At 39.0% G+C, this 12,949-nt stretch carries 9 protein-coding genes; all 9 read left to right on the plus strand.

Features of this window, described 5'->3' with window-relative positions; translation table 11 throughout:
• Positions 1–174: 174 nt before the first annotated feature.
• Positions 175–1,530 (plus strand): c-type cytochrome, encoded by a 1,356-nt coding sequence (locus OLM45_RS04525; protein WP_264512323.1) that lies wholly within the window; start codon positions 175–177, stop codon positions 1,528–1,530.
• A gap of 31 nt (positions 1,531–1,561) precedes the next feature.
• Positions 1,562–4,615 (plus strand): TAT-variant-translocated molybdopterin oxidoreductase, encoded by a 3,054-nt coding sequence (locus OLM45_RS04530; protein WP_264512325.1) that lies wholly within the window; start codon positions 1,562–1,564, stop codon positions 4,613–4,615.
• Positions 4,616–4,648: 33 nt separating this feature from the next.
• Positions 4,649–6,061, plus strand: coding sequence for an NrfD/PsrC family molybdoenzyme membrane anchor subunit (gene nrfD, locus OLM45_RS04535; RefSeq protein WP_264512327.1), 1,413 nt, complete (start codon positions 4,649–4,651; stop codon positions 6,059–6,061).
• A gap of 8 nt (positions 6,062–6,069) precedes the next feature.
• On the plus strand, positions 6,070–6,597 hold the full coding sequence (locus OLM45_RS04540; protein WP_129460023.1) for a DUF3341 domain-containing protein: 528 nt from the start codon (positions 6,070–6,072) through the stop codon (positions 6,595–6,597).
• Positions 6,598–6,601: 4 nt separating this feature from the next.
• Positions 6,602–7,165, plus strand: coding sequence for a c-type cytochrome (locus OLM45_RS04545; protein ID WP_129460022.1), 564 nt, complete (start codon positions 6,602–6,604; stop codon positions 7,163–7,165).
• Positions 7,166–7,192: 27 nt separating this feature from the next.
• Positions 7,193–8,734 carry a quinol:cytochrome C oxidoreductase gene (locus tag OLM45_RS04550; protein WP_264512329.1) on the plus strand — a complete coding sequence of 514 codons (1,542 nt, stop codon included), beginning with the start codon at positions 7,193–7,195 and terminating at the stop codon, positions 8,732–8,734.
• Positions 8,735–8,753: 19 nt separating this feature from the next.
• Positions 8,754–9,926: a cytochrome c oxidase subunit II gene (locus tag OLM45_RS04555; protein WP_264512331.1), complete on the plus strand. Its 1,173-nt coding sequence runs from the start codon at positions 8,754–8,756 to the stop codon at positions 9,924–9,926.
• A gap of 28 nt (positions 9,927–9,954) precedes the next feature.
• A complete protein-coding gene (locus OLM45_RS04560; RefSeq protein WP_264512333.1) occupies positions 9,955–11,751 on the plus strand; it encodes a cbb3-type cytochrome c oxidase subunit I in 1,797 nt (598 codons plus the stop codon).
• Between the two features lie 66 nt (positions 11,752–11,817).
• Positions 11,818–12,840: a Holliday junction branch migration DNA helicase RuvB gene (gene ruvB, locus OLM45_RS04565; RefSeq protein ID WP_129460018.1), complete on the plus strand. Its 1,023-nt coding sequence runs from the start codon at positions 11,818–11,820 to the stop codon at positions 12,838–12,840.
• Positions 12,841–12,949 lie beyond the last annotated feature (109 nt).

Genomic DNA, 12,949 nt, shown 5'->3' on the forward strand with positions numbered 1-12,949 from the left:
GGAATTGGGTAAAAAAGTTATTTAGAATTAATATAAATTGTTATTTAAGATACTTTTAAGGTTTTGATAATACTGCATAAATCGTATTTTTGCTCAAGTTTTTAAAAAAGTGTATGGTTTGGTGTGTAAAAACGCAATAAAAACTATGCCAAAACGTCGATAATCATTAATAATATGAAAAAAGTGGGTAACCATAATTCGATTTCGAAAATTTATTCCTTCGGATTAGCAGTAATGCTAACTTTTTCCCTTTCAACCTTTGCACAAGATAAGCCAGCTGAAGCTGCTGCGGCACCTGCTGCTGCTGCGCCTGCTGCCGATGCCGCTGCTGCGCCTGCAGGAGGTGGTGATGCTGCTAAAGGAAAGGAATTGTTCAACACCAACTGTGCAGCTTGTCACAACTTAGACAAAAAGATGACGGGTCCAGCGTTGCGTGGAGTAGCTAATAAGTATGACAAAGCGTGGTTGTACAAATGGATTAATAACAGTTCTGCTTTGATTGCTTCAGGTGATGCAAAAGCGAAAAAAGTATTCGAAGAAAATAACAAAACTGTAATGACAGCTTTTCCTCAGTTGTCTACTGCAGATATTGATAACATTATTGCTTACACTTCTGAGCCAAAACCAGAAGCTCCTGCTGCTGTTGCGGGTGCTGCCGGTAAAGGAGGTGAAGGTGCTGCTGAAGGTGGTTTGTCTAATGAAGTAATTCTTGGAGCACTTTCGTTAGTAATGTTAATGTTGGTGGTCATGTTGTTCTTAGTGAACAATGTGCTAACCAAAATCGCAAAATCCAATGGAGTTGAAGTTCCTGCTGCAGGTAACCCAATGAATATTTGGAGATCATTTGCTAAAAATCAATTTTTGGTTTTAGTGACCTCTATCTTCTTGTTGTTGGCGAGTGGTTATTTTGCTTACGGTTACTTTATGCAGGTGGGTGTAGATCAGGATTATGCTCCTATTCAGCCTATTCATTATTCACACCGAATCCATGCGGGAAGTAATGGTATTGATTGTAAATACTGTCACTCAGCGGCGCGTGTAAGTAAAAATGCAGGTATTCCTTCATTGAATATTTGTATGAACTGTCACAAAAATATTTCTGAAGTATCAGATACTACGGCAACAGCTGAATATTCAAAAGCATTCTATGATGCGCAAATTCAAAAGTTATATGATGCAGTGGGTTGGGATAAATCGACACAAAAGTATACTGGTAAATCGCATCCAGTGAAATGGGTTCGTATCCATAACTTGCCTGATTTTGCTTACTTCAATCACTCTCAGCACGTTACAGTTGCAGGTATTGAGTGTCAGAAATGTCACGGTCCTGTACAAACGTATGAAGTGCAGAAACAATTCGCTCCTTTAACAATGGGATGGTGTATTAACTGTCACCGTCAAACAGAAGTGAAAATGGAGGGTAATGCTTACTATGAAAAAATCCATGCGGAGTTATCCAAAAAGTATGGAAAAGACAAGTTGACCATCGCAGATATGGGTGGTTTAGAATGTGGTAAGTGTCACTATTAATCAATTATTAAGAAGCTAATATTTATATACGATGTCATCTAACAAAAAATACTGGAAAAGTGTTGAAGAACTAAACGAAAATAGTTCTATTGTTGAGACGCTTAGAAATAATGAATTTGTGGAAGAAATCCCAACGGATGAATTCCTAGCCGATGGTTCATTATCTTCTTCATCAACTACCCGTCGTGATTTCTTAAAATACGTAGGTTTTACTACAGCTGCTGCTACATTGGCTGCGTGTGAAGGACCTGTTCACAAATCAATTCCTTATGTAGTTCAACCGGATACTATTATTCCTGGTGTAGCGGATTATTATGCTACGACTATGTTTGATGGGTTTGATTTTGCGAATTTGTTAATCAAAACACGTGAAGGTCGTCCCATTAAAGTAGAAAACAACCGTTTAGCAGGAGCTAAGTTCGCAGCGAATGCTCGTGTTCATGCTTCTGTGTTGTCTTTGTACGATAGTTTACGTTTGCAAAATCCAAAGATCGATGGGAAAAATGCTTCTTGGTCTGAAGTAGATGCACAAGTAAAAGCTTCTTTAGCTGAAGCAAAAGCTTCTGGAAAGCAAGTTGTATTATTAACGAATACTTTGGCAAGTCCATCGACAGAACGTTTAGTTGCGGACTTTGTTTCAAAAAATCCTACAGCAAAACATATTATCTATGATGCAGTTTCAGAATCGGCAGCTTTAGATGCTTTTGAAGCGGTTTATGGTGAACGCGCACTTGCTGATTATGATTTCTCAAAAGCGAATACCATAGTTTCTATAGGTGCAGATTTCTTAGGAGATTGGCAAGGTGGAGGCTATGATAGTTCTTATGCAAAAGGACGTGTGCCTCAAAATGGTCAAATGTCGAAACATTTCCAATTTGAAGCCAATATGACTTTGTCAGGTGCTGCTGCTGATAAGCGTGTAGCAATGACGGTTGCCGATCAAAAGCAAGCTTTAGTAAAAATTTACAACGTAATTACAGGAGCTTCTGTTGGAACAAACAAAACTGCTGCAGATGCTGAAATCGCAAAAGCGGCAGAACAATTGAAACAAGCCGGTTCTAAAGGACTTTTGGTTTGTGGAATTCAAGATAAAAATGCGCAATTGTTGGTGTTTGCAATCAATCAAGTATTGAAAAGTGAAGCCTTAGCTACTGCTGGTGTTCGTTATACTCGCAAAGGGAATGATGCACAAGTAGCACAATTGATTAAAGATATGACTGCTGGAAACGTTCACACATTAATCATGAGTGGTGTTAATCCAGTATATACTTTAGCGAATGGAGAAGCTTTTGGAGCAGCTCTAGGTAAAGTAAAATTATCAGTTTCTTTCACTCAACGTGAAGATGAAACAGCTGCTAAATCAAAAATTGCTGCGGCGGCTCCCCATTATTTAGAATCATGGAATGATCATGTGTTGACTAAAGGAACCTATTCTTTAACGCAACCTACGATTCGTCCTTTATTCAATACAAAACAATTCCAAGAGGCTTTAATGTCTTGGAATGGAGTAAGTGGTAATTACTATGATTATTTAAGAGCAGGTTCAGCAGGTTTCTTAGGAAATGCAAGTTGGAACCAAACCTTACATGATGGTGTTGCTGTTTATGGTGGTGCTGGTTTAGCAGGTGGTACTGCTGATTACGCAGGTGCTGCAAATGCATTGGCAAGTTCAAAATCAAATGGTATTGAGTTGGTGTTATATACCAAAACAGGTATGGGTGATGGTCAACAAGCCAACAACCCTTGGTTACAAGAATTCCCAGATCCAATTACACGTGTATCTTGGGATAACTACGTAACTATTTCACAAGCGGATGCCAAAGAATGGAAATTAGAAAATCGTTTGGTTGCTAATGGAGGTTTGAATGGTAGCTATGTAACTTTAGCCATTAATGGTGCTGAATTGAAAAATGTTCCTGTTATTGTTCAACCTGGACAAGCAAAAGGAACTGTAGGTTTAGCTTTTGGTTACGGAAGAAAAGCCGCTTTAAAAGAAGAAATGCAAGTAGGTGTTAATGCTTACGCTCTATACAAAGAATTCAATAATGTACAGTCAGTAACTGTTACTCCAGAAACAGGAGAACACGAATTTGCTTGTGTACAGTCGCACAAAACTTTAATGGGTCGTGGAGACATCGTTAAAGAAACGACATTGGAAGTTTTCAAAACCAAAGATGCTGAAATTTGGAATCCAGTTCCAATGGTATCTTTAGATCACAAAGAAACCGAAGCTACTAAAGTAGACTTATGGGAATCTTTTGATCGTTCAATCGGACATCATTTCAACTTATCTATTGATTTAAACAGCTGTACTGGTTGTGGCGCTTGTGTGATTGCATGTCATGCAGAAAACAACGTACCCGTAGTTGGTAAATCAGAAGTAAGAAGAAGCCGTGATATGCACTGGTTACGAATTGACCGTTACTATTCATCAGAAGAAACTTTTGCTCAAGATGTTGAGAAAAAAGAAGGATTTGATGGTTTATTCGGTGATAAAGGATCATTAGGTGGATTTGGTCAAATGGAGAATCCATCAGACAATCCTCAAGTTGTTTTCCAACCCATCATGTGTCAACACTGTAACCACGCTCCTTGTGAAACTGTATGTCCAGTAGCTGCAACTTCACACGGTCGTCAAGGTCAGAACCAAATGGCGTATAACCGTTGTGTAGGTACCCGTTATTGTGCAAACAACTGTCCGTATAAAGTACGTCGTTTCAACTGGTTCTTGTACAACAACAACAGTGAATTCGATTTCCACATGAATGACGATTTAGGTCGTATGGTTGTGAATCCAGATGTTAACGTTCGTTCACGTGGTGTTATGGAGAAATGTTCTATGTGTATCCAAAAAACACAATTGACTATTTTGACAGCAAAACGTGAAGGTCGTCCAGTAGATGTTAACGAATTTGAAACCGCATGTTCTGCAGCTTGTAGCACAGGATCTATGGTGTTTGGTGATGTTAACAACAAAGAAAGTGATGTGGCAAAATTGGCAGAAAGCAACCGTATGTACCACTTGTTGGAGCATGTTGGAACAAAGCCGAATGTATTCTATCACGTAAAAGTTAGAAATAACTAATCATTAAATTAATAAGAAACACTATATAGGATTATGTCGTCTCATTACGAAGCACCCATTAGAAAGCCATTAGTTATAGGTGATAAAACTTATCACGATGTAACTGTTGATGTTGCTGCTCCTGTAGAAGGAAGAGCCAACAAACAATGGTGGACCGTTTTTTCAATTTCTTTGGCAGCATTCCTTTGGGGAATAGGCTGTATCGTTTATACCATCTCTACAGGTATCGGAACCTGGGGTCTTAACAAAACTGTTGGTTGGGCTTGGGATATTACCAACTTCGTTTGGTGGGTAGGTATCGGTCACGCAGGAACTTTGATTTCTGCAGTATTGTTATTATTCCGTCAACGTTGGAGAATGGCGATTAACCGTTCCGCTGAGGCGATGACTATCTTCTCAGTAGTTCAAGCAGGTTTATTTCCAGTAATTCACATGGGTCGTCCATGGTTAGGGTATTGGGTATTACCTATTCCAAACCAATTTGGATCATTGTGGGTGAACTTTAACTCGCCTCTTTTATGGGACGTATTTGCAATTTCTACGTATTTATCCGTTTCATTAGTATTCTGGTGGACAGGATTATTACCTGACTTTGCGATGTTAAGAGACCGTGCAGTAACTCCTTTTACTAAAAAAGTATATTCTATATTAAGTTTCGGATGGAGTGGACGTGCTAAAGATTGGCAACGTTTTGAAGAAGTTTCACTTGTTTTAGCAGGTCTTGCAACTCCTCTTGTACTTTCAGTACACACTATTGTATCCTTTGACTTTGCTACTTCAGTAGTTCCAGGATGGCACACTACCATCTTCCCGCCTTATTTCGTTGCGGGTGCGGTATTCTCTGGTTTTGCCATGGTAAACACACTTTTGATTGTAATGCGTAAGGTGTCCAATCTTGAAGCCTACATTACGTTACAACATATCGAATTGATGAACATCATTATCATGATTACGGGTTCGATTGTAGGGGTAGCTTATATCACGGAGTTATTCGTGGCTTGGTATTCAGGTGTAGAATATGAACAATACGCTTTCCTTAACCGTGCAACAGGTCCTTACGCTTGGTCATATTGGATGATGATGACTTGTAACGTGTTCTCTCCACAGTTCATGTGGTTCAAAAAATTAAGAACAAGTATCATGTTCTCTTTCATTATTTCGATTGTAGTAAATATCGGTATGTGGTTTGAGCGTTTCGTAATCATCGTAACTTCATTGCACCGTGATTATTTACCTTCATCATGGACAAAATTCTCTCCAACATTTGTTGATATTGGAATTTATATTGGAACAATCGGCTTCTTCTTTGTATTGTTCTTATTATATGCACGTTCGTTCCCTGTAATTGCTCAAGCAGAGGTTAAAACAATCTTGAAGTCTTCGGGTGACAATTACAAGAGAGACCGTGAAAAAGAAGGACATAATCATCATTCAGATAATCATTAATAAAAGTCATGAGCAGTACTAAAGTTATTCACGCACTATATAATGATGATGATGTATTAATGGATGCTGTAAAGCAAACACGTAAAGCACATCATCATATCGAGGAAGTTTTTACTCCTTTCCCGGTTCACGGATTAGATAAAGCAATGGGTCTTGCACCTACGCGTTTAGCAATCTGTGCGTTCATCTACGGTTGTATCGGTATTTCCGTGGCTACTTGGATGATGTGGAACATTATGATCAACGATTGGCCTCAAGATATTGGAGGTAAACCAAGTTTCTCTTATCTTCAAAACATGCCGGCTTTCGTACCCGTAATGTTTGAGATGACGGTATTTTTTGCAGCGCACTTAATGGTTATTACTTTTTACATGAGAAGTAGATTGTGGCCATTCAAAAAAGCTGAAAATCCAGATGTGAGAACTACAGATGATCACTTTTTAATGGAAGTAGCAGTATCAGGTAATGAAGAAGAAATGGTTTCTTTCTTCAAAAACACAGGTGCTGTTGAAGTTAAAGTAATTGAAAAGCACTAAAAAGATGAAGAATATTTTAAAATTATCCTTTATGGTAGGAGCTGTAGCTTTGATGACAGCTTGTAAAGATGATAAATCACCGAATTATCAGTATATGCCTAACATGTATGAATCGGTGGCTTATGAAACCTATTCTGAATCCAATGCTTTTCGTTCACCAAATGCTAAATCAGAAAACGGTAAAGAAGGTCAATTGCCTCCTGCTGGAACAATCAAAAGAGGGTATGTTCCTTATGAATTACCCAATACTCCAGAGGGTTATGCTGCTTCTAAAGCAGTAACCAATCCTTTCCCTGCTGAGAAAATGGATGCTAAGAAAGCAGAAGAGTTATTTAATATTTACTGTGCCATTTGTCACGGTACTGCAGGAGACGGTAAAGGTAAATTGGTAACGCAAGGAAAATTCCTTGGTGTGCCTAACTACAAAGACCGTCAAATCACTGAAGGTAGTGTGAATCACGTAATCACTTATGGATTAAATTCTATGGGTTCGTATGCCAATCAATTAAATCGTGAAGAGCGATGGTTGGTATCTAACTACGTGATGCAATTGAAAAGTAAATTATAATTGTAGAATTATCAGATTGTTATAGATATGTACACATTTTCACAAAAGTTAAAAACTACCGCTTTCATACTAATTGCTCTAGGATTAGTAGGAATTGTATACGGGTTTTTATCTACTCCGAAAACTATAGAAGATGTTGAGAAAATTGTGGCTGCAGCTCATCATGAGGGTGGTCATGAAGGTGGTCATGAAGCTGCTGCTTCTCACGATTCTCACGAAGCCGTTTCGCATGAAGGTCATGATGCAAAAGCATCTGCAGCTCATCACGAAACAGAATCAGCACATGAGACATCTGCAACTGCTGAACCTGTTGCACATGAAGCACACGATTCAATCAAAACGGAAACAACTGATACTACCCATGTAGCTGTAGCTCCTGTAGCTGAAAAACATGAAGTAAATGTGGTTGCGAAAGAAGAGAAAAAAGTAGATGCAGCTAAAGAACATGAAGAACACATTCAACATGTTTTTCATCAATTGCAAAATAAACCGTGGGCTGCTTTATATGTAGCGTGTATTTTCTTCTTGTTAGTTACTATGGGTGCCTTAGCATTCTATGCTATTCAACAAGTTGCTCAAGCGGGTTGGTCACCCGTATTATTTCGTGTGATGCAAGGAATCACAGCTTACTTACCAGTAGGTTCTGTAATTTTCTTTGTATTGTTGATTTTATCAGGTACACACGTGAATCATTTATTTCCATGGATGGCTGAAGGTGTAACCGATGTAAATTCACCTAACTATGATGCTTTAATTGCAGGGAAATCAGGTTATTTAAATTTTGGATTCTGGATAGGTAGAGCAGCTGTATTTTTAATTGGTTGGAACTTATACCGTTTTTATTCAAGAAAGAACTGTCTAGCTCAAGATGAAGCCAATGATGATTTCTATTATAAAAAGAACTTCAAGTTATCTGCCATGTTCTTAGTTTTCTTTATCGTATCAGAATCGATTATGGCTTGGGACTGGATTATGTCACTTGACCCACACTGGTTCAGTACATTATTTGGATGGTATGTATTTGCAAGTTTCTTTGTTAGTGGTATTACTACCATTTCAATGGTGACGCTTTACTTAAAATCTAAAGGTTATTTAGAGTATGTAAATTCAAGTCATATCCACGATTTATCAAAATTCATGTTTGGTATTAGTGTGTTCTGGACCTATTTATGGTTCTCTCAGTTCATGTTGATTTGGTATGCTAATATTCCTGAAGAAGTTACCTATTTCATTACTCGTATAAATGATTATACATTACCATTCTGGGGTGCTGTAGGATTGAACTTCATTTTCCCATTCTTGACATTAATCAATACAGATTTCAAACGTGTAGCTCCAATTGTAGTTACAGCTGGTGTTGTAATTTTGTTTGGTCACTATATTGATTTCTTCAACATGATTATGCCTGCAACAGTAGGTGACCAATGGTATATTGGAGTTTCTGAAATCGGATCCGTATTGTTCTTCTTAGGTTTGTTTATCTTGGTTGTATTTACTGCGCTTACTAAAGCACCGTTGACACCAAAACGCAATCCTTACATGGAGGAGAGTAAACATTTTCATTATTAATATTTAAAGAAAAGAACAAATGACAGGTTTATTAGTAGTTCTTGTTGTAGTTTTACTAGCAGTTGCTTTATGGCAATTAAGCAAAATTTTTGCTCTTACTCAGATTGGAAAAAAACCCGAGGGAGAAGTAACGAATGTAGCCAACGATAATGATAACAGAATCAACGGTTACTTACTATTCGGATTCTTAGGTTTCATTTATTTGATAACAATTGTTTGTATTGTAAAATACGGTGCATTTCCTTTAATGGAAGATTCAGCTTCTGAACATGGTAAAGAAGTAGATCAATTAATGTGGATTTCAATGATATTGATTTTCACTGTTCAAACCATTACTCAGGCTTTATTGCATTACTTTGGATACAAATACAGCGGTAAAAAAGGTCAAGTTGCAACCTATTTATCTGATAATAATAAATTAGAGTTTATTTGGAGTTCTATCCCTGCTATTGTTTTAGCAGTGTTGATTTTCTTCGGACTTTTCACATGGAATGATATCATGTTCGTGAATGAAAAAGAGGAGAAGCCTATCGTAATTGAAATCTATGCACAACAATTTAAATGGACTGCTCGCTATGCCGGTGACGATAATGTTTTAGGCAAAGCTAACGTTCGTTTGATTGAAGGTATTAATACTTTAGGTGTAGATTTAGCAGATCCAAATGCTCAAGATGATATCGTAGCGGAAGAGTTGCATTTGCCTAAAGGTAAAAAAGTGATTTTCAAAATACGTTCACAAGATGTATTGCACTCGATGTACATGCCTCACTTCCGTGCACAAATGAACTGTGTGCCAGGTATGGTTACGCAATTTGCTTTCACGCCAATCATGACAACTCAAGAAATGCGTGATACAAAAGCCATGACTGAGAAAGTGCATCACATTAATGAAATTCGCAGTCAAAAAAGCAAACAATTAGAAGCAGAAGGTAAACCAGGATTGGATCCGTACACTTTTGATTATTTACTTTTGTGTAATAAAATTTGTGGAGCTTCACACTACAACATGCAAATGAAAATTGTAGTTGACTCTCCAGAAGATTATAAAAAATGGTTAAAAGATAAAACTACTTTAGTTCAAGCTGTTAAAAATGCAGCGAAAGAAGAAGCGGCTACAGCTGCTGCAGAAGCTGGAAAGCCTGCAGATTCAACCGCTCCTAAAAACGATACTACAGTAGTTGCTACTAAATAATTAGAAAAATATAATTGATTTATATCATATGAGTCACGCACACGACCTTCACATTGACGATCATGCACATGATCACCACCACAAGGACACTTTCATTACTAAATATATTTTTAGTATTGACCATAAAATGATTTCTAAACAATACCTGTTAACCGGTATTATCATGGGAATCATTGGTGTGGGGATGTCTTTATTGTTCCGTATGCAATTAGCATGGCCAGAAGAATCTTTTAAAGTATTTAAATTCTTCTTGGGTGAAAAAATGGCTCCTGAAGGAGTAATGACCAATGAAGCCTATTTGTCATTGATCACTATTCACGGTACCATCATGGTATTCTTTGTATTGACAGCTGCTTTAAGTGGTACGTTCAGTAACTTACTTATTCCATTGCAATTGGGGGCTCGTGATATGGCGTCTGGTTTCTTAAACATGGTGTCTTACTGGTTATTCTTCTTGTCAAGTGTAATCATGGTAATTTCCTTGTTCGTAGAATCAGGACCTGCTTCAGCGGGTTGGACAATCTATCCTCCATTGAGTGCCTTACCACAAGCGATTGCCGGTTCAGGTTTAGGGATGACCTTATGGTTGGTTTCAATGGCGATTTTCATTGCCTCCTCATTATTAGGTTCGTTGAACTATATCGTTACGGTATTGAACTTACGTACTAAAGGGATGACCATGACGCGTATGCCACTTACTATTTGGGCATTTTTCATTACAGCTGTAATTGGTGTGATTTCCTTCCCAGTATTATTGTCTGCCGCTTTATTGTTAATCATGGACCGTAGTTTTGGTACTTCCTTCTTCTTGTCGGATATCTATTTAGCAGGAGAAGTATTGGATTACCAAGGGGGTTCACCGGTATTGTTCGAACACTTATTCTGGTTCTTAGGACACCCTGAAGTATACATCATTTTGTTACCTGCATTGGGTATCACATCAGAAGTTATTGCTACCAATTCACGTAAACCCATCTTTGGTTACCGTGCGATGATTATGTCTATCCTTGCGATTGCGTTCCTATCTACTATCGTATGGGGTCACCACATGTTCGTTTCCGGTATGAATCCATTCCTTGGTTCGGTATTTACCTTTACCACGTTATTGATTGCAATTCCATCTGCAGTAAAAGCATTTAACTACATTACTACCATATGGAAAGGTAACCTTCAGTTAAACCCTGCCATGTTATTCTCTATCGGTTTGGTGTCGACATTCATCACTGGTGGTTTAACAGGGATTATCCTAGGAGACAGTACACTCGATATTAACGTTCACGATACGTATTTCGTAGTAGCACACTTCCACTTGGTAATGGGTATCTCTGCACTTTACGGAATGTTTGCAGGTATCTACCACTGGTTCCCTAAAATGTACGGACGTATGTTGAACAAAACCTTAGGTTATGTTCACTTCTGGGTAACCGCAGTTTGTGCCTACGGTGTATTCTTCCCAATGCACTTTATTGGTATGGCAGGTCTACCACGTCGTTATTACACCAACACCAACTTCCCAATCTTCGACGATATGCAAGATGTAAACGTAGTAATAACTATGTTTGCCTTAATCGGTGGAGCATTCCAATTGGTTTTTATTTACAATTTCTTCAGTTCAATCTTCTTTGGTGAAAAATCACCACAGAACCCATGGAGATCCAACACATTAGAATGGACAGCACCTGTAGAACACATGCACGGTAACTGGCCAGGCGAAATTCCAGAAGTACACCGTTGGCCTTACGACTACAGTAAGCCAGGGCATGATGAGGATTTCGTACCACAAAATGTACCTATGAAACCCGGAGAAGAAGTTCTTCACCACTAAAATATACAAAAGCCTTTCTTCGGAGAGGCTTTTTTTATTCCTGCCAACTTGTACTATATTTGTAGTATGAACGAAAATTTAGATCCCACCAACAAAGGCTATAATCCCGAAGAACTCGATGTCGAGAAAAAGTTACGTCCGCTTTCCTTCGATGACTTTACGGGTCAAGATCAAGTGCTCGAAAACTTAAAAGTTTTCGTAAAAGCAGCCAACCTTCGCGACGAAGCGCTGGATCATACCTTGTTTCACGGTCCGCCTGGTCTCGGTAAGACAACGCTAGCCAATATTCTAGCCAATGAATTAGGGGTGGGAATCAAAATTACTTCGGGGCCAGTACTGGATAAACCAGGTGATTTGGCTGGTTTGTTAACCAATCTCGAGGAACGCGATGTGTTGTTTATTGACGAAATCCACCGTCTTAGTCCCGTTGTTGAGGAATACCTCTATTCGGCAATGGAGGATTTTAAAATCGACATCATGATTGAAACCGGACCCAATGCGCGTTCCGTTCAAATCAGCTTGAATCCGTTTACCTTGGTTGGTGCCACAACACGTTCCGGTTTGTTAACGGCGCCCATGCGCGCACGTTTCGGCATCCAGTCCCGTTTGCAATATTACAATACCGAATTACTCACCACGATCGTGCAACGCAGTGCGACCATTCTCGGCGTACCCATTTCGATGGAAGCGGCAATCGAAATTGCAGGACGCAGTCGAGGAACGCCGCGTATTGCCAATGCACTTTTGCGTCGTGTTCGCGACTTTGCTCAAATCAAAGGAAATGGAAAAATTGACATCGAAATAGCACGGTATTCCCTTCAAGCCTTACACGTGGATGCCCACGGTTTGGACGAAATGGACAATAAAATTCTCTCTACCATTATCGATAAATTCAAAGGTGGCCCTGTTGGATTATCCACATTAGCAACCGCAGTTTCCGAAAATGGAGAAACAATTGAAGAAGTGTATGAACCGTTTTTGATCCAAGAAGGCTTCATCATCCGCACACCACGCGGTCGTGAAGTAACCGATAAAGCGTACCGCCATTTGGGAAAAATCAAAAGTTCGTCCCAAGGGGAATTGTTTTAAGGGCATTCCCCCGAATCAAGTCAAAAGCACGCAACACGAACTCGGTCGGGGGCGGGCTTTCCGCAGTACGCGCCCTCCTAACGTCGGTCGGGTACTTCGCTTCAATCCC

Origin of the sequence: Flavobacterium sp. N1719 (assembly GCF_025947045.1) — a bacterium.
Lineage (GTDB): Bacteria > Bacteroidota > Bacteroidia > Flavobacteriales > Flavobacteriaceae > Flavobacterium > Flavobacterium stagni.